At 73.6% G+C, this 17,471-nt stretch carries 16 protein-coding genes; 2 read left to right on the top strand and 14 right to left on the bottom strand.

The features are described from left to right. Window positions 1-5: 5 nt before the first annotated feature. From QSK45_RS02425 to panB, 10 genes are all read right to left on the bottom strand, one after another. Entirely contained in the window at window positions 6-935 is a 930-nt protein-coding gene (locus tag QSK45_RS02425; protein ID WP_285552705.1) for a 2-hydroxyacid dehydrogenase, read from the bottom strand. Beyond that, entirely contained in the window at window positions 922-1,956 is a 1,035-nt protein-coding gene (locus tag QSK45_RS02420; RefSeq protein ID WP_285552703.1) for a TauD/TfdA family dioxygenase, read from the bottom strand. The genes QSK45_RS02425 and QSK45_RS02420 overlap by 14 nt, the downstream gene beginning before the upstream one ends. After that, window positions 1,943-2,719 carry a class I SAM-dependent methyltransferase gene (locus QSK45_RS02415; RefSeq protein ID WP_285552702.1) on the bottom strand — a complete coding sequence of 259 codons (777 nt, stop codon included), beginning with the start codon at window positions 2,717-2,719 and terminating at the stop codon, window positions 1,943-1,945. Before QSK45_RS02415 ends, QSK45_RS02420 begins: the two co-directional genes overlap by 14 nt. Then, entirely contained in the window at window positions 2,716-4,062 is a 1,347-nt protein-coding gene (locus QSK45_RS02410) for an aminotransferase class III-fold pyridoxal phosphate-dependent enzyme (RefSeq protein ID WP_285552701.1), read from the bottom strand. Before QSK45_RS02410 ends, QSK45_RS02415 begins: the two co-directional genes overlap by 4 nt. After that, window positions 4,055-4,930 carry a pantoate--beta-alanine ligase gene (panC, locus tag QSK45_RS02405; protein WP_285552699.1) on the bottom strand — a complete coding sequence of 292 codons (876 nt, stop codon included), beginning with the start codon at window positions 4,928-4,930 and terminating at the stop codon, window positions 4,055-4,057. The genes QSK45_RS02410 and panC overlap by 8 nt, the downstream gene beginning before the upstream one ends. Beyond that, window positions 4,927-5,544 carry a dTMP kinase gene (locus QSK45_RS02400; protein WP_285552697.1) on the bottom strand — a complete coding sequence of 206 codons (618 nt, stop codon included), beginning with the start codon at window positions 5,542-5,544 and terminating at the stop codon, window positions 4,927-4,929. Before QSK45_RS02400 ends, panC begins: the two co-directional genes overlap by 4 nt. Beyond that, on the bottom strand, window positions 5,541-6,674 hold the full coding sequence (locus QSK45_RS02395) for a serine hydrolase domain-containing protein (protein ID WP_285552695.1): 1,134 nt from the start codon (window positions 6,672-6,674) through the stop codon (window positions 5,541-5,543). Before QSK45_RS02395 ends, QSK45_RS02400 begins: the two co-directional genes overlap by 4 nt. Continuing rightward, window positions 6,674-7,741, bottom strand: coding sequence for an alcohol dehydrogenase catalytic domain-containing protein (locus QSK45_RS02390; protein ID WP_285552693.1), 1,068 nt, complete (start codon window positions 7,739-7,741; stop codon window positions 6,674-6,676). The genes QSK45_RS02395 and QSK45_RS02390 overlap by 1 nt, the downstream gene beginning before the upstream one ends. Next, complete coding sequence (locus QSK45_RS02385; protein ID WP_285552691.1) at window positions 7,738-9,216, bottom strand: aldehyde dehydrogenase family protein; 1,479 nt, start codon at window positions 9,214-9,216, stop codon at window positions 7,738-7,740. The genes QSK45_RS02390 and QSK45_RS02385 overlap by 4 nt, the downstream gene beginning before the upstream one ends. Window positions 9,217-9,346: 130 nt before the next feature. After that, window positions 9,347-10,195 carry a 3-methyl-2-oxobutanoate hydroxymethyltransferase gene (panB, locus tag QSK45_RS02380; RefSeq protein ID WP_285552689.1) on the bottom strand — a complete coding sequence of 283 codons (849 nt, stop codon included), beginning with the start codon at window positions 10,193-10,195 and terminating at the stop codon, window positions 9,347-9,349. A gap of 192 nt (window positions 10,196-10,387) precedes the next feature. On the opposite strand from panB, the gene QSK45_RS02375 reads away from it, so the two are divergent. After that, window positions 10,388-11,638: an MFS transporter gene (locus tag QSK45_RS02375; protein ID WP_285552686.1), complete on the top strand. Its 1,251-nt coding sequence runs from the start codon at window positions 10,388-10,390 to the stop codon at window positions 11,636-11,638. Window positions 11,639-11,735: 97 nt separating this feature from the next. On the opposite strand, the gene QSK45_RS02370 is transcribed toward QSK45_RS02375, so the two are convergent. Next, complete coding sequence (locus QSK45_RS02370) at window positions 11,736-12,944, bottom strand: pyridoxal phosphate-dependent aminotransferase (protein ID WP_285552684.1); 1,209 nt, start codon at window positions 12,942-12,944, stop codon at window positions 11,736-11,738. A gap of 81 nt (window positions 12,945-13,025) precedes the next feature. Here QSK45_RS02370 and QSK45_RS02365 point away from each other — a divergent pair, with 81 nt between their 5' ends. Beyond that, on the top strand, window positions 13,026-13,664 hold the full coding sequence (locus QSK45_RS02365) for a winged helix-turn-helix transcriptional regulator (protein ID WP_285552682.1): 639 nt from the start codon (window positions 13,026-13,028) through the stop codon (window positions 13,662-13,664). 70 nt (window positions 13,665-13,734) lie between these two features. On the opposite strand, the gene QSK45_RS02360 is transcribed toward QSK45_RS02365, so the two are convergent. From QSK45_RS02360 to QSK45_RS02350, 3 genes are read right to left on the bottom strand one after another with little or no spacing between them, the layout of a single operon-like run. Next, window positions 13,735-14,529 carry a hypothetical protein gene (locus QSK45_RS02360; protein WP_285552679.1) on the bottom strand — a complete coding sequence of 265 codons (795 nt, stop codon included), beginning with the start codon at window positions 14,527-14,529 and terminating at the stop codon, window positions 13,735-13,737. Continuing rightward, window positions 14,529-15,791, bottom strand: a complete 1,263-nt coding sequence (locus QSK45_RS02355) for a VWA domain-containing protein (RefSeq protein WP_285552677.1) — start codon at window positions 15,789-15,791, stop codon at window positions 14,529-14,531. The genes QSK45_RS02360 and QSK45_RS02355 overlap by 1 nt, the downstream gene beginning before the upstream one ends. Window positions 15,792-15,800: 9 nt before the next feature. Further along, window positions 15,801-17,357: an IucA/IucC family siderophore biosynthesis protein gene (locus QSK45_RS02350; protein ID WP_285552675.1), complete on the bottom strand. Its 1,557-nt coding sequence runs from the start codon at window positions 17,355-17,357 to the stop codon at window positions 15,801-15,803. Between the last annotated feature and the right edge of the window lie 114 nt (window positions 17,358-17,471).

The raw sequence follows: 17,471 nt of genomic DNA, 5'->3' as shown, positions 1-17,471 counted from the left end.
GGTGCTCATCCCCGCAGAGCCGCCCCGATCCTCCCGAGCACCGTCGCCGTCATGCTCCGGCGCGCCACCGTGGTCGCGCTCGCGATGTGCGGGGTGAGCACCGCGCGCGGATCGCGCCGCAGCTCGGCGGGGACGTGTGGCTCGTCCTCGTAGACATCGAGCGCGACGCCGCCCAGGTGCCCGGCCGCGAGCAGTTCGAGGAGCGCCGACTGGTCCAGCACCCGGCCGCGCGAGGTGTTCACCACGATCGCGCCGGGCGGGAGCTCGGCGAGCATCGACTTGTCGACGAGCCGGTCGGTGCGGGGGGTGAGCGGGACGTGGACCGTCAGGAAGTCGCTCACCCGCATCAGCCCGGCCAGGTCCCGGTGCGGTGTCACGCCGGGCGGGAGCGGCGCGTCCGGGCGGTGCGGCAGGCCGTGCACCTCCATGCCGAACGCCTGGGCCCGGCGGGCGACTTCGGAGCCGATGGCGCCCAGGCCGAGGACGCCGAGGCGGCGGCCGTGCAACTGGGTGCCGAGGAAGGCGTCGGCCTCCCAGCGCCAGTCCGCGCCGGACCTGACGAACCGGTCCGCCTCCACGATCCGCCGGGCACAGGCCAGCAGCAGTCCGAGCGTGTGCTCCGCGACGGCCGGGGCGAGGGCGCCCGCCGCCGTGACGACCCGGACCCCCGCGCGCCGGCACGCCTCCACCGCGATGTGGTCCACCCCCGTGGAGTACGTGCCCACCACCCGCAGGCCGGGGCCCGCCGCCCGGAGCAGCGCCTCGTCCACCGGCTCGTTGGCCGTCACCAGCACCGCGGTGCTCCCGGCCGCCGCCCGCAGCAGACTCCCGCGGTCCCCGCCCGGCCACTGCGCCAGGGCCAGGCCCGCGGGCAACGCGGCGGGCAGCCCGGGGAGCGGGGCGGTGACCAGCAGCCGGCGCTCAACCGCGCTCATCGGGCTTCTTCCGCATCCCGTAGCGGTGGCGGCACAGCGTCGTCGGGAACCGCCGTCCCCCGTCGAGATTGACCCACTGCCGCAGCAGCAGCCTGCCCCCGCCCCCGGCGGCGTCGCTGAACGAACGGCGCGCGTGCACCACGACGTTGTTGTTCACCAGCTGGAGGTCACCGGCCCGCAGGGCGTACTCGGTGGCGGCTCCGGGCCGCTGGGCGAGCGCCTCGAACAGGTCGAGGGCGTAGCGCTCCAGGTCGCTCACGGGCACGGACGTCACGGACGGGGAGGAGTCCACGTAGTCCCGCAGGAAGTAGCGGCACGTCAACTGTCCGTGGTAGTAGCCGAAGACGGCGTTGCGGTAGGCCGGCGGGTCCTCCTCGTCGCGGTTCTCGTAGACGAACCCGTTGTAGTAGAGCCCCAGGAGGTGCGGGGCCCGGCGCAGCAGTTCGTTGTAGATCGTCATGGCGCTGGCGATCAGCGAGGTGCCGCCGTTCTCGGCGGGCCGTACGCACAGCAGCAGGGCGAGGTCCCCGTCGTCCGAGTGGAAGCGCAGCGCGGAGGTGGTCTGGTGACCGCGCACCGTGCTGTCGTCCAGGCCGCCGTTGCCGTAGTCGCGCACGTCGGCGATGTACTCCCCCCGGGTGTTCTGCGAGACGGCGGTGCCCATCACCGCGCCGAGCGCGCGGTACAGGCCGCGGATCTCGTCCGGCGCGAGATCCGCCACCGGCAGGCCGCGCAGGACGGCCGTGCCGATGTGGGTCTCGGTGCGGTGGGCCGTGCTGTGCGCCAGGTCGGACAGGGTGGGCATGGTCTGCCGGGCGAGGGCGCGCCAGGGTCCGCGGTCCGCGAGGAGCGGGAGCGGCGCGTCCCGCAACGCCTTGACGAGGGCGGCTGTTTCGTCCAGGTGCGCCGGTGTGAGTTCGTGCACCACGCCCTCCGGGGCGGGCAGATCCGCGGTCGTCCACGCCGTGGGGCCGGTGACCGGCTCGGTGAGGATCTCCTGCGGCGCGTCAGGCGGTGTCATGGTGCTCCCCTTCCCTGAGGGCGGCCTTCCCGAGGACGACGAGAGCGGTGCCGTTCGTGGCCTCGACGACGTCCGTGCGGCGCAGGCCGCCCAGGTCGGCCACCATGGCCAGCAGCTCGTCCCGGTGGAACCGGGCCTCGCGGCCCCTGCCGCGGAGGTGGTCGCGCATGACCCGGCCGGAGATCCCGCCCCAGGTGGGCAGGGGGATGTCCCGGTCGGGCAGCGTCGCGTAGTCGATCTCGCCCACGTCGGGCCGCCAGAACAGCTTCTGTTCGGCCGGGGTGAGGGCGTCGTGGATCTGCCGGTCGCGGTCGTACCAGCCGAAGCGGACGGTGAGGGCGAGCGTGCCGCCCGGAGCCACCAGATCGCGCAGTCCGCGCAGGCCGGCGGGCAGGTCGGCGGCGCTGAACCGGTTCACGAGCCGGTCGGCGAGGACGAGGTCGTACCCGCCGCGCAGCAGCTCGGGCAGCGGGCCGGTCACGTCCACGAGGTGCCGGCGGTCCCCGGGCAGCCCGAGCCATTCGCCGGCCTCCCGCAGGATGCCCGGGGCGAAGTCGAGCACATGGAGGTCGGCGCCGGCCTCCTGGGCGGCCTTGGAGAGCGAGACGGTGCTGGCTCCGACCACGGCCGTCGGGGCCCCGGCGCGCATCAACCCCCGCAGGATCTCCTCGTGTTCGGGTGCGGGACCGCCGTAGTAGCCGGAGTTCCAGTAGCTGCCGCTGACCAGGTCCCAGGCACGGGCCTTGTCCGGGAGTTGCGTCATGTCTCCTCCTTCAGGGTGGCCGTGATGGCGTCGCGCAGCCGGACGGCGATCTCACCGACGTCGCCCGCACTGGTGATCAAGGGGGGACACAGGGCCAGGACGTCCCCCAGGTCGCGGACGATCAGCCCGAGTTCACGGGCCTTGCGCGCCACCCGCCGGCCGATGCGGCGCTCCGGGTCGAAGGGCCGCCGCCCGGCGCCGTCGGCCATCAGCTCCACCGCGGCGAGCCCGCCGAGGCACCGCACCTCCCCGACCGCGGGCAGGTCCAGCAGGCCCTCCAGGGAGGTGCGCAGCGCCGCCTCCAGCTCGATGACGCGCCCCTCGATGCCGCGCTCGCCGAGGGCGCGCAGGTTGGCGCGGGCGACGGCGGCGGCGACCGGGTGGCCGCCGAAGGTCGAGCCGTGCCCGAGCACACCGTACGACTCGGCCGCCGCGGCGACGGATCCGGTGAGGTCCGCGCCGAGCAGGACCGCGCCGAGCGGGGCGTACCCCGCGGTGATGCCCTTGGCCACCGTCACCGCCGCCGGCCGCAGCCCGAAGCGCTGGTGCCCGAAGAGCGGCCCGAGCCGCCCGAACCCGCAGACGACCTCGTCGGCCACCAGCGGGATCCCCAGGCCGGAGAGGAGCCGGTCCATCGCGGGCCAGTACCCGTCCGGCGGCACCAGGACGCCGCCCGCCGCCATGACCGGCTCGGCGACCATGGCGGCCACGTTCTCGGGGCCCGCCTCCTCGATGCGGGCGCGGGTGGCCCGCACGATCCGGTCGACGTACTCCTCCGGCGACTCGCCGTCGAGGTGGTCGCGGTAGTAGTGCGCCCGGGGCACCCGGACGGTGAAGGGCAGCGGCAGGTCGAACCCGGCGTGCTGGTTCGGGATGCCGGCCAGCGAGGCGGCGCCGAGGGTGGTGCCGTGGAAGCCGGAGTCCCGGGTGACGACCAGCTTCCTGGACGGCGTCCCCCGCGCGTTGCTCGCCAGCCACAGGAACTTGAGCACCGACTCGACCGCCTCGGACCCCGAGGCCGCGAAGTACACCGAGCTGAAGCGCCCTCCGGCGGCGGCGAGCAACTCGTGCGCCAGCGCCTCCGTCTCGACGCTGCCCCGGCCCAACGCGCAGGGGAACGCCGGGAGCCGCCGGTAGGCCGAGGTGGCGGCCTCGATCAGCTCCGCGTCCGAGAAGCCGAGGTTGGCGTGCCACAGCCCGGACAGCGCGTCGATGTACTCCTTCCCGGCGGTGTCCCGGACGCGGATGCCCTCGCCCTCGGCGATCACCAGCGGTGACTCGTCCCGGTACACACGGTGGTCGGTGAAGGAGTAGACGATCGGTTCGGTCGCCAGCTCAGCCATGGTCCGCCCCGGTCAGCGGGATGTTGTCGAGCAGTCGTACGCCACCGAGCCGCGCGGCCGCGAACAGCCGCACGGGAACCGGCCCGCCCACGGACCCCACCTCGGTCAGCGCCTCCTCCTCGCAGGCCACCAGGTACTCGACGGCGAACCCCAGCGAGGCGAGCAGCTCCCGGCCGGCGGCCAGCACGGCGGGCAGCGGCTCGCCCGACCGCACCCGGGCCCGCGTGTCCTCCAGGACGCCGCGGAGCCGGGGAGCCGTCGCACGCGCCTCGGGGTCGAGGTTCTTGTTGCGGGAGGACATCGCGAGGCCGTCGGGCTCACGCCTCGTGGCGCCCCGGACCACGGTCACCGGCAGCCGCATGTCCCGGACCAGCGTCTCGATGATCCGCAGCTGCTGGAAGTCCTTCTCGCCCCAGTACGTGCGATCGGGCCGCACCAGGTTCAGGAAGAGCAGGCTCTCGGTGACCATGCCGTCGAAATGGCCCTCGCGCGAGCGGCCGCACAGCTGGTGGCTCAGCCGGGGCACGGAGACATGGGTGCCGAAGTCGTCCAGCACGCGCTCGCGCCCGGGGAAGATCTCCGTCCAGCTCGGCAGGAACGCGACGTCGGTGCCGCGGTCCCTCAGGAGTTCCAGATCGCGCTCCACGGGCCTCGGGTACGACTCGAAGTCCTCGTCGAGCCCGAACTGGAGCGGGTTGACGAAGATGCTGCAGACGACCAGGTCGCACTCCTCGCGGGCGAGGCCGACCAGGCTCAGGTGCCCCTCGTGCAGCGCTCCCATGGTGGGCACGTAGCCGATGACGGCGCCCGCCCGGCGCGCGGCCTCCCACTCGGCGGCCAGTTCCCCGGCCGTGGTGACCACCTTCACCGCGGATCACCCAGCTTCGCCTCGACCGCCGCGAGCACGCGCCGGTGCACCTCCTCGAACGTCGCGTCGGCGTCGATCCAGGTCCACCGCGACGCCTGCGGAAGGGCGGCGTAGGCGGCCCGCATGCGCGTGAGGAAGCCGTGGTCGATCCACTCCCGCGGGTCCCGGGCCTTCACCCGGGCCACGGACAGCTCCGGGTCGAGGTCCATGAACAGCGTGAGCGTCGGCTCCGGCAGCCCCCGGAACAGGCCCTCGATCAGCCACCGGTTGCTCGCGCCCAGCGCGTCGGCGGCGGCGATCTGGCAGTACGCGTACCGGTCCGCGATGATCAGGTCCGTGCCCTCGGGCGCGGTGCCCAGCGAGGACATGGCCATCCACTTCACGGCGGCCGTCATGACCTTGTGCGTGTCGGGTCCGAGCATCGCGAACCGGTCGTCGTACCCGTTCTCCACGGCGACCTCGTCCAGCCGGGCCGACAGCCCCTGAAGGCTCGGGTTCGGGTGCACGAACACCGAGAGGCCACGGGCCTCGTAGGCGGTCTTCAGCATCTCGATCTGGGTGCTCTTGCCGGCGCCGTCCAGACCGATGAACGCGACGATGGGGGGTGTGGTCATCGGGCGCTCGCCACCTGCGGCAGATGCCGGTCGGCGAGTTCCGCGAAGGTGGCTTGCAGGATTCTCGTCCGCCCGTACGAGGGCGCGGCGAACAGCAGGATCAACTCATTCTCCAGATCGACGAGGAAACTGGTGCCCGCCCGGCCGAGCCAGGCGGCGCGGCGCGCGGTGCCGGGTCCGCAGTACCGGGGCGAGATCTTGAAATTCAGGCCGAATCCCCAGCCGGGTCCGGGAATGTAGTCGGGGCCGGTGTCGTGCAGCCCGGCTATCTGGTCCGAAAGCAGTTCCACCCGCGCGGACTCGCTGAGGAACGCGGAATCCGGCGCGGGGAAGAACACCGCCTGGAGGAAGGCCAGATAGTCCCGCAGGCTCGCGAGCCCTCCGCTGCCCGCGGACCGGAATCCGCTCGTGCGCCGCAGATCGGCCAGCGATTCCCCGGTCGGCGGATCGGCCAACGGCTGGAGCACCACGTCCGCGGTGAGGTCCGGCGGCAGGAAGAACCCGCTCGACGCCATCCCGAGCGGCTCGAAGAGGTACGCGCGGAACAGCGCGTCGAGCGGGGTGCCGAGGTGGTGCTGGATCAGCAGCCCGGCCACGTCGGCCGAGCGCCCGTACTCCCACTGGGCGCCGGGCGCGGCCGACAGCTCGCAGCCGAGGACACGCCGCAGGAAGTCGGTCTCGTCCGTGCCGTACCCGCGTTCGGTGTAGTCGTACGGCAGGACGCCCGCCGCCCGGTACACCCGCTGCATCCGCTCGTGCTCCTTCGACCCGGCGAGGCCGGAGGACATGGTCAGCAGGTGGCGCAGGGTCATCGTGGGCGGGACCCGGACGCCGTCGACGCCCGCGGCGAGCTCGCTCACGCGCATGTCGAGCCCGGGGAGCAGGCCCGCGTCGATCAGGCGCAGGGCCAGCGTCGCGAGCATCGGCTTGGTCATCGAGTACAGGCGCACGACGCTGTCCAGCGACACCGGGGGCCCGTCGGGGGCGTTGCGGCCCATGAACACCGTGTGCTGCTCGCCGGACGCGACATCGCGCAGACAGGCCGCGCCGCCGCCGACCCGGCCGGCCTCGATCTCGGCCGCCAGGGTGGCCTCGCAGTCGCGGGCGAGGTTCCCGAGTGCCGCGCGCATCATCGCGGTCCCCCGTCCGGTACCAGGCTCACGCGGCCGCTGACGCACCGCTCGGCGGCCGTCAGCGCGTCCGCGACCGCGTCGAGGCCGAACTCCGCGAGCGGGAGCCGGCGCAGCGGGGTGTCACCGCAGAGGAGGTCGACGGCGGCGGCGAGGTGGCGCACGGTGTAGCGGATCGCGCTGGAGACCGTGATCCCCTTGCGGGTCAGCACGCCCGGCCGGATGGACACGGCGTCGGTCTCCCGGGTGTTGATGATGCCCATCATCACGATCTGGCCGCCCGGCCGCACCTGCTCCAGCGCCGTCGCGAACGCCTCCGGCGTGCCCGCCGCGACCACGACGAGGTCGTAGTGTCCGTCGAGCGTCCCGCCCGCCGGGGGCAGCTCCCCGAGCGCGCGGGCGCCGGGGAACAGCTCCGCGTTCGCGCGCCGCGCGGGGACCCGGTCGTACACGTCCCAGGACGTGCCCTCCGGAGCGCCCGCGACGGCCGACAGACCGAGCGCGCCGGCCCCGATCACCAGGCACGGCCCCGCGAGCACGTCGGCGCGGATCCGGTCCACGACCGCGAGCCCCTGCGCCAGCGCGCAGTTGGCGAGGGCCGCGAGCGAACTGGGCAGCGCGTCTGGCACCTTGACGGTGAACTGCTCGGGGTGCAGCTGGTAGTGGCTCGCGAACGCGCCCCGGAAATACGGCTGTTCGAGGCTGGAGCGGCCCCAGGAGGCGTAGGCGACCTCGCACAGGTTGGTCCGGCCGAGCCGGCACATCTCGCAGGTTCCGCACACCCGGAAGTACGAGCACACGAGCCGGTCGCCCTCGGTCAGCGGCTCGCCCCGCGCGTCGTGCAGCTTCGTGCCCGCCGTGTCCACGATCCGGCCCGCGAACTCGTGCCCGAGCACACAGTCGTGCAGCGTCGGATGCCCGCCACGCCACAGGTGGACGTCGCTGCCGCACACGTTCGCCCGCTCGATCGCGAGCAGCGCCCCGCCCCGGCGCGGGGGCAGCAGGGGGTGTTCGCGCCGCTCCAGGCCGCCGTCGGCGCGCAGGTTGATGGTGACACCGGTGGTCATCGAGGTCCTTCGGTCGGGGCGGGGAAGACGATCGTCTTGGCGAAGCACATGTTGCGCGCGGACGACAGCACGCTCTCCCGGCCGTGCCCGCTGTGGCCCACCCCGCCGAAGGGGGCCAGCGGATGGTCGTACTGGGGGCCGTCGTCGAGGACGACCGTGCCGACCGGCAGCCGCTGCGCGAGGTTCATGGCACGGTCGAGGTCACGGGTGAAGACGCCGACCTGGAGGCCGCCCGGGTAGCTGTCGGGAAGGTCGTCCAGAGCGCGGTCCGTCAGGGTGACGACGGGGGCCAGCGGGGCGAGGAACTCCTCGGTGACCAACCGGGCGCCCGGGTCGACCCTGCCGATGACGGTGGGCCAGCACTGGGCCCCCCGGTACTCGCCGCCGGCCACGACCTCGGCGCCGTCGCGGACCGCCGCCTCCACCGCCGTCCGCACCCGCTCCACCGCGCCCGGGTCGATGAGCGTGCCGATCCGGGTGGTGCGCTCGGCGGGGTCGCCCACCCGCCAGGCGGCGCTCTCCTCGGCCAGCAGCCGGCCGAACTCCTCGGCCACGTCCTCGGCGACCAGGACGCGCTTGACCCCGCGGCAGGACTGGCCCGCGTTGCCGAAGGCCCCCTGGGCGGCCGCGCGGGCGGCGGCCGGCAGATCGGCGTCGGCGCACACGACCAGCGCGCCCACATCGCCCAACTCGTAGCAGCCGGGCCGCGGCCCGGCCGTCGCGGCCACGGCCCCCGCGCCGCGCGCGCTGCCGGTGAACGCCACGAAGTCCACCGCGGGATCGGCCAGCAGCGCCTGGGCCACCTCCGGCCCGCCGGTCCACAGCGAGAGGTACTCGGGCGGATACCCGCAGTCGAGCAGGATCTCCACCGCCGACACCGCGCTGGCACTGGCCCGTTCGGACGGCTTGAGGGTGATCGGCGCGCCCGCCAGCATCGCCGGGGCCACCTTGACGATCAGCTGGGCCAGCGGACGGTTGTACGGCGTGATCGCCAGGACCCGCCGGTACGGCTGCGGGGTCGTCACCGCGAGCCGGTCGCCGCCGGGTCCGGACAGCCGGGTCGAGGTGCCGTCGAGGTGGTGCACGGCCTCCGCCGCCAGCTGGAGCCAGCGGACCGAGCGGTCGACCTCCTTCTCGGCATCGGTCACCGGCATGCCGATCTCGGCGCAGATGGACGCGGCGACCTCCGCCCTGCGGGTCTCGAACCCCTCGGCGCAGGCACGCAGGACCCGGGCGCGGTCGGCGGCGGCAAGCCTCTTCGCGGACCTAGGTCCGCGCGACACCTCCTTGGCCGAGGCATGGCTGACGACGGCGACCAGCCGGCCGTCGTAGGGGCTGCGCACCTCGTGGGTCAGCTCGCCGTGCCGCCAGGTCCCGTTCTCGAAGACACCGGCGCGGACCGGTGGGGACTCCTGTGCCGGACCGCTCGGGCGGGCCGGGTTCGGCTCGTCGGTGGGATGGGCGACTACGGACATGATGTTCCTCGAATCATCTGTGCGTCGCACGGTCGGCCGAACCCGTCGGTGGACGGGGCCCGGTGGGCGAGTCGGCCGTGCCGTGCCCTCCCTCGGCGGTCGTTCGCTCCTCGTCGGGCGAACCCGCCGGTCAGTCGAACGAGTGCTCCGGTCCCGGGAACGCGCCGCCGTGGACATCGGCGGCGAACTCTCTCACGGCGCGGTCCAGTTCGCCCGCGACATCGGCGTAACGCCGCACGAATCTCAGGGACCGTCCCGTGCGCAGTCCGGCCAAGTCCTGCCAGATCGCCACCTGCGCGTCGCAGGAGGGGCCGGCGCCGATGCCGATGGTGGGGACGGACAGCTCGGCGGTGAGCCGCTCGGCCAGCCGCGCCGGGACCATCTCCAGGACGACCGCGAACGCGCCCGCCTCCACGACGGCTCGTGCGTCCGCGAGCACGGCTTCGCCACCCTCCTCGCGCCCCTGGACCCGGTAACCCCCCAACTGGTGCTCGCTCTGCGGGGTGAACCCGATGTGCGCCATCACCGGGATGCCGGCGCGCACGAGTCGGGCGACCTGCGGCGCCGTGTCGCGTCCGCCCTCCAGCTTCACGGCCTGGCAGCCGCCCTCCTTGAGGAAGCGGACCGCCGTGCGCAGGGCCTGCTTCCCGTCCTCCTCGTAGGAGCCGAACGGCAGGTCGGCGACGACCAGGGAGCGGGGGGCGGAGCGCGTCACCGCCCGTACCAGGGGCAGCATCTCGTCGACGGTGACCGGGATCGTGGTGTCGTGGCCGAGCACGTTGTCGGCCGCGGAGTCGCCCACCAGGAGCACGGGGATGCCCGCGGCGTCGAAGAGGGCGGCGGTGTACTGGTCGTAGCTGGTGAGCATGGCCCAGCGGTGGCCCGCCGCCTTGGCCGCGAGCAGGTGGGCCGTCCGGACCCGGCTGCGGGTCGGCCACGCGAACGCGGCGCGGGATTCGCTTGCCGGCTCTTCAGCCATGACATTCCCCCCTGAGGACGTCGTCCCAGCCCGAACCAAGCAGCGCGCCAGACCAAGATCGATCAGTGGGTGATCGTAACGTCACAATTCTTGGCCTACAACGGTCTGGTGCTCTGCCGGAGAGTGTGACGCCCGTTACTGCGGGGGGAGGGGGGATCTGGTCCACTGCGGGCTTTCGGGGGAGAGGTGGCCATGGCTCGTGCCGAGCTGAGCAGTGAGACGAAAGCCCGCAAGTCCGGTACGGCGGGCCTGTTCTGGCGCTACTGGTCCGCATCGACGGCCAGTGGTGTCGGTGACGCCGTGACCACGGTGGCGCTGCCGCTGGTGGCCATCGAGACGCTGCACGCCGGCGCGTTCGAGGTGAGTCTGCTGCCGGCCGCGCGCTTCGCCGCCTGGCTGGCGATCGGGCTGCCCGCCGGAGTCCTCGTGCAGCGGCTGCCGTTGCGCGGCACGCAGATCGCCATGGACCTGGTCCGCGCGGTGGCGATGGCGTGGATACCGCTCGCCGCGGCGTTCGGGGTCCTGCGGCTGTGGCAGCTCGTGGTGGTCACCCTGGTCACCGGTCTGGCCGGTGTCGTCTTCGACGTCGGGAACTCCAGCTTCCTGCCCAGCATCGTGAGCAAGGAGGAACTCACCGCGCGCAACAGCCTGTTGCAGGGCTCCAGTGCGGCCACCCAGCTCGGCGCGCCCTCGCTCGGCGGCGTGCTGGTGCAGTTCTGCGGCGCCGCGACCAGCCTTCTGGTCGACGCCGTCAGCTACGTCGTCTCGGCGGCCGTCCTGTGCACCGTGCCGCGCCCGGGGAACAAGCGTGCCGCGACGGCGGGCGGCTCGCCCTGGAGCCAGATCTCGGAGGGCTGGCGCTACGTCACCCGGCACCCCGTGATCCGGCCCTGCGTCACCGCCGCGACCCTGGTGAACTTCGTGTGCGGCACGCTGATCGCGCTGACGCCCCTGTACCTGGTGCGCACGCTGGGCACGCCCGTCGGCCTGGTCGGCGTGGTGATGGCGACCGACGGGGTGGGCAGCCTGGTCGGCGCCGCGCTGACGCCGAGGCTGTCCCGCCGGTTCGGCAGCGCGCGGGCGATCTGCTGGGCGACGCTCGTCGCGGCGGTCGCGCTGGTGCTGCTCCCGCTGAGTTCAGGCGGGTGGGGGCTGCTCGTCTTCGGTCTCGGGAACGCCGTCTTCACCGTGGGCGTCGTGGTACTGAGCATCCTGACGCGCACCCACCGCCAGACCGTGACACCGCCGGAGCTGCTGCCCCGGGTGATGGCCACCGTGCGGTTCGTGTCCTGGGGCGCGGTGCCGGTCGGCTCTCTGCTCGCCGGCGCGGCGGCCGCCGGGCTGGGCACGCGCGGTGCCCTGTGGCTGGTCGCCGTGGTCGCCCTGGCGGCGCCGCTGGCGCTGTGGGCGGGACCGGTGCGGCGGATGCGGGTGCTGGCCTAGGAGCGGATGCGGCCGCCGGCTGGGAGCGGGGCGGCGGGGCGCGGTCGCCGGTGCCGCGGCGACGGCCGGTGCCGGCGACCGCGCCCCCCTGCCCGCGTCACTGCCGGTACCCGCCGAGGAACCGCCCGATCCTGCCGATCGCCGCCTCCAGGTCGTCGGCCTGGGGCAGGGTGAGGATGCGGAAGTGGTCGGGGGAGGGCCAGTTGAAGCCGGTGCCCTGGACGACCTGGATCTTCTCGCGCAGCAGCAGGTCCAGGACGAACTTCTCGTCGTCGTGGATGCGGTGCACCTTGGGGTCGAGGCGGGGGAAGGCGTACAGGGCGCCCTTGGGCTTGACGCAGGAGACGCCGGGGATCTCGTTGAGTTTCTCCCAGGCCACGCCGCGCTGCTCGTACAGCCGCCCGCCGGGGCGGGTGAGTTCGTGGATGGACTGGCGGCCGCCCAGCGCGGCCTGGATGGCGTACTGGGCGGGCGCGTTGGCGCACAGCCGCATGGAGGCGAGCATGGTCAGCCCCTCCAGGTAGTCCTTCGCGTGCCCGCGGGGACCGGTGACGACCAGCCAGCCGGAGCGGAAGCCCGCGACGCGGTAGGTCTTGGACAGCCCGCAGAAGGTGAGGACGACCAGGTCGGGGGCGAGCGCGGCGGCCGAGTGGTGCACGGCGTCGTCGTACAGGATCTGGTCGTAGATCTCGTCGGCGAAGACCATCAGGCCGTGGCGGCGGGCGAGGTCCAGGATGCCCTCGACGACCTCCTTCGGGTAGACCGCGCCGGTGGGGTTGTTGGGGTTGATGATGACCAGGGCCTTGGTGCGGTCGGTGATCTTCGAGGCCATGTCCTGGAGGTCCGGGTTCCAGTCGGAGCCCTCGTCGCACAGGTAGTGCACGGCCTTGCCGCCGGCCAGCGTGGTCACCGCGGTCCACAGCGGGAAGTCCGGCGCGGGGATGAGGATCTCGTCGCCGTCCTCGACGAGGGCCTGCACGGCCATGGAGACCAGCTCCGAGACGCCGTTGCCCAGGAAGACGTCGTCCACGTCGACTTCGAGGCCGAGGTTCTGGTAGCGCTGGGCGACGGCGCGGCGGGCGGAGAGGACGCCGCGGGAGTCCGTGTAGCCGTGGGCCCGCGGCAGCATCCGGATCATGTCCTGGAGGATCTCCTCCGGTGCCTCGAACCCGAAGGCCGCCGGGTTGCCGGTGTTCAGGCGCAGCACGCTGTGGCCCGCCTCCTCCAGCGCGTTGGCGTGCTCGATCACCGGGCCGCGGATCTCGTAACAGACCTCGCTGAGCTTGTTCGACTGCCGGAACTCCATGCGTCCCTCCGGGAACTCGTGTTACTTGGTTTTACCAAGCTGGAGCTTGGAAAGTCCAACAACGCGTCTAGACTGAGGCGCATGCCACCTCGCCGAAGCTACGACCAGTACTGCTCCGCAGCCCGCGCGCTCGACCTCGTCGGCGACCGCTGGACCCTGCTGATCGTCCGGGAGCTGCTCGCCGGCCCGCGCCGCTACACGGATCTGCACGCGGACCTGCCCGGCGTGAGCACCGACGTCCTCGCCTCCCGGCTGAAGGACATGGAACGCGACGGCCTCACCACCCGCCGCCGCCTGCCCCCGCCGGGCGCGGCCACGGTCTACGAACTGACCCCCCGCGGAAGCGCGTTGCTCCCCGTGCTCCAGGCCCTGGGCGCGTGGGGCGAACCGGAACTGGCCGTCCGCCGCCCCACGGACGCCGTCCGCGCCCACTGGTTCGCCCTCCCGCTGCTGCGCGCGCTGGCGCCCTTCTCGGTCCCGGGCCTCCTCCAAGTCCACCTGGACGAGGGCGTCTTCCACCTCCGCACGGACCCCGAACCCGCCACCCCGGCCTATGGCGACGGGCCCTCCCCGACCACCCCGGACGCCCACCTCACCCTGGACACCGGGACCTGCGAGGCCATCGCCCAGGGTCGCCTGTCCCTTCCGGACGCGTTGCGCGCGGGCCGCGTGACGGTCGCGGGCGAGGGCCCGGTGGCGAAGGCGCTGCGGGAGGTGTGACAGGGGGCGCGGCAGGGCGAAGAGAAGAAAAGGGCCCGCCACGACGGCGGGCCCTTTCGCTACGGCGGAGTCACACGCCCGGCGGTCGACCGGACCCCCGGGTCAGCGCGTACCCCCCGATCCCGGCCAGTGCCGCGAGCACCGCGCCGATGCCGGTCCACACCCAGCGGTCGGACCACCAGCCGGAGGACCAGCCGTCGCGGGAGCCGAAACTGGAGAGGACGGCGGTCTTGGAGTCGTCGCCCTGGGCGGCGGAGCCGACGGCGATGCCGGGGACGAGCGGCTTGCCCAGGGAACCGTCGACGGCGGCGGGGCCGCCGATGTCCTTGGAGTCCACCCGGACCTCGGCGTTCACCGGCTGACCGAGATCCGCCGCGGCGAGGTCCACGACCGTCAGCCGGACGTAGTACGTGCCGGGCAGCGGATCGTTGGCCCACGGCTCCGCCCACCCGCGGACGGTGCGCATCACGCACGCCAACTCGACCGAGGACGCGCCCTGGTCGGCGGTGCGCGTGGCGGAGCCGTACTGGCAGGACTGCCGGCGCCGCAGGCCGTCGTACACGTCGAGCTGCCAGGTCTGCGTCCCGTGCGTCCGCGGCAGCGTCACCGACGCCTCGACCGTCGGGCGCTGACCCGTGTCCGCCGGGAACGACCAGTACAGGTAGTCACCCGTGGACCCGGACGCCGTCGCCTGCTGCCCCTGCTGGATCTCCGTCGCCGTACGGAAGGACGTGCCCGCCTGCGTGGGCGCCGAGGAGCCGGTGCCGTCGGAGGCACCGGGGGACGGCGAGGAGTCCGCGGCGGCCGGCCCCGCGGCCAGCCCGAGCACGAGCAGCGCCGCGCCCCATACCCGTATCGCCCGCATCAGTTCGTCCTCCAGACCGCGATCCGCCAGCGCGACAGCCAGCCCCACAGCACACCCGCGACGAAGCCGACGAGCACCAGCGTGCCCAGCAGCCACCAGCCGCGCCCGAGCCCGAACGCGGCCACGTCGTGCGCCTGGTCGGGACCCTTCACCACGTCCACGGTCAGCTCCAGCGGCAGACCGGGCGTGCTCTTCACGCCCGCGGGCGCCGAGAAGGAGTGCGCGACCTCCAGGCACACGGTCTCCCCCGGGGCGTTGTCGTCGTCGCTCGGCGGCTTCGGGTAGCGCAGCCCGGTGGAGATCACATCGGTGCGCCCGGTGCCGGCCGCCTCACCGCGGACGATCTCGCGCCCCTTGAAGGTCACCGCCCGCACCAGCAGTCCGTACGAGGGGTTCACCGCCCGGTCGTCCGCCACGCTCACCGAGGCCCGCAGCTCCTGGCCCGGGTCGACGTCGACCTTGTACCAGCGCTGCTGCCCGAACTCCGCCCGGTCGGTGTACAGACCCGACTTCAGCGTCGGCGCCTTCTCGCACTGCGCCGCGCCCGAGACGGCCACCGGCGTCACCACCGGATCGGCCGCCCGGTGCACCAACTGCCCGACGCGGTCGGTCAGCTGCTCCTTGTGCTGCACGGAGGTGTAGGTGCCGCCGGTCGCGTCCGCGATGCAGCTGAGCTGGTCGCGGGTCTTGGCGTCCGGCACCAGGCCGAGCGTGTCGATGGTCAGCCCGATGCCCTTGGCGGCTATCTCGCGGGCCACCTCGCACGGGTCCAGCGGCTGGCAGGTGTCCTCGCCGTCGCTGATCAGCACGATACGGCGGGTGCCGGAGCCACCGTCGAGATCGCCCGCCGCCTTCAGCAGCGCGGGCCCGATCGGCGTCCAGCCGGTCGGCTGGAGCGTCGCCACCGCCGTCTTCGCGTCGGTCCGGTCCAGCGGGCCGACCGGGTACAGCTGCGCGGTGTCCTTGCAGCCCTCCTGCCGGTCGTTCCCGTGGTAGTTGGCGCCGAGCGTGCGGATGCCCAGGTCCACGTCCTGCGGCGTCGCGTCGAGCACGTCGTCGAAGGCCTGCTTCGCCGCCGCCATCCGGGTGCCGCCGTCGATGTCCCGGGTCCGCATGGATCCGCTGACGTCCAGCACCAGTTCGACCTTCGGAGCGGACTGCTCCGTCTCGTCGGCGGCCGCCGCGGTCGGGAACGCGAGCCCGGCCGTCAGTGCGGCGAGCAGAGCGCACACCCCGGCCGCCAGCCGTTGTCTTCTGATCATCGACGGATCCTATTGATCAACCGTGCCGGGCTCCAAAACGAGCGGGTGGGGCAGGTCCGTCCACTGGTCGCCCGGCGTCCCGGGTGACAGCCGCATCAGCGTCAGCGCCTTCGCGGGCACCGGGCCTCGGCGCAGCGCCGGGAGATCGGAGGTGTCCGGCAACTCCGGTACGACCGCTCCCAGCGCCGCCCCGAGCACGGGCCCGGAGCCCGCCGTCGCGGCCAGCGCGCCCGCCACCAGGGAGCCGAACAGCTTGCGGCGCAGGGCGGTTTCGTCGTCCGTGACCAGCCGTCCGGTGAGCGCGGGCGGCGCGATCCCGTGCCGGGCGAGCCGGGTGGGACTGATCCGGATGTCGGCCAGGTCGCGGTAGACCAGCCGTCGCGGGCCGCCGTCGGCCGCGAGCACCACCAGGAGGTTCTGACCGTGCGCCTCCAGGGCCACCCCGAGGTCGAGCAGCCGCAGCCCCACCGTGAGCGCCAGCCGCGTGAACGCGGCGAGCCAGCCGGGGTCCCGGGGCAGCCGGGTGGTGGCGAGCGCGGCCACCGGGAGGACCTGCTCGCCCGGACCCGCGTACGCCTCGGGCGACTCCCGCAGCAGCGCGGCCAGTTCGGGCCCCCGGGCGGTGACCGCTCCCAGGGTGCGGGTGATGTGCAGCAACCCGTCGGTGCGGCCGGCGAGTTCCGCCGCGAAGTCGGACAGGACCGCCGCCGCCTCCACCGAGTACGGCGAGATGTCCCGCACCGAGGACGTCAGCCGTGCGCTCAACGCCGTCTTCACGTGCGGCCCCCCGGGCAGGGCCAGCGTCCGCAGCGACATCAGCGGACGGGCCGCGCGCCAGTCGTCGCAGGACCGCTTCAGCACATGTGCCGCCTGCCACGGGTGCACCGGCACCGACAGCCTCTCCCCGTCGCGCAGTTCCTCCGGCCAGACGCCGGTCACCAGGCACTCCGCGGCCGGTACGGGCAGCGTCCCGAGCCGTACCACGGGCCGGTGCTCGGGCGCGTACGCCAGCTGGTCCGCCACCGAGAACCCCGGCCGGGAACGGCAGTTGGGGTGGAACGGGTGCCCGTCGACCACCCGCTGCTCCCACTCCCAGTCCTCCCCCCGCCCTTCTGCCGGGGGGATCCCCACCGGCCACTCCTTCGGTTGATCAACGGCTGCCCGGGACAGCGCCAGGGACGCCACGCTGTGCCCCAGCTCCGCCGCGAACCCCCCGGCCCCCGGCCCTGGGCCGGCACCGGCCGCGAGGGACGCCATCAGCCGGGCCGGATCGTCGTACCGTTCCCGGCCCAGGCGTACGGCGGTGACGTAAGCGCTCGTGGCGTACGGGTCCGCGTGCGGGCCGTGCAGCGCGCGTCCGTCGGCCAGCCGGAGCGTCAGGCCGTACGACCCCCGCTCCCGGCCCGCGACCCACGGCAGCGGCTCGTGCGCGAGCCCCCGCCACAGCCGGGTCAGCACGGCGGCGCGGGCACCGGGCAGCTCCGCGTGGTAACGGGGCAGCAGAGCGGGTCGTACGGCCTTCAGCTCCGCGGCGACCTCGGCCTCGGCGGTGGGGGAGTGGGACACGGTCGGCTCCTCGGTCGCGGCCGGTACGGGGCACGATGGACGGGTACGGAAGACAGCACCATGGTCGGATACGGCGCCATACTGATCGCTTCCTGGCCCCTTGCGAAGAACGCC

It is taken from the genome of Streptomyces hygroscopicus subsp. hygroscopicus (assembly GCF_030269125.1).
Lineage (GTDB): Bacteria > Actinomycetota > Actinomycetes > Streptomycetales > Streptomycetaceae > Streptomyces > Streptomyces hygroscopicus_C.
The sequence above is the reverse complement of the archived record's forward strand: the minus strand, read 5'-3'. Positions and strand labels throughout refer to the sequence as shown.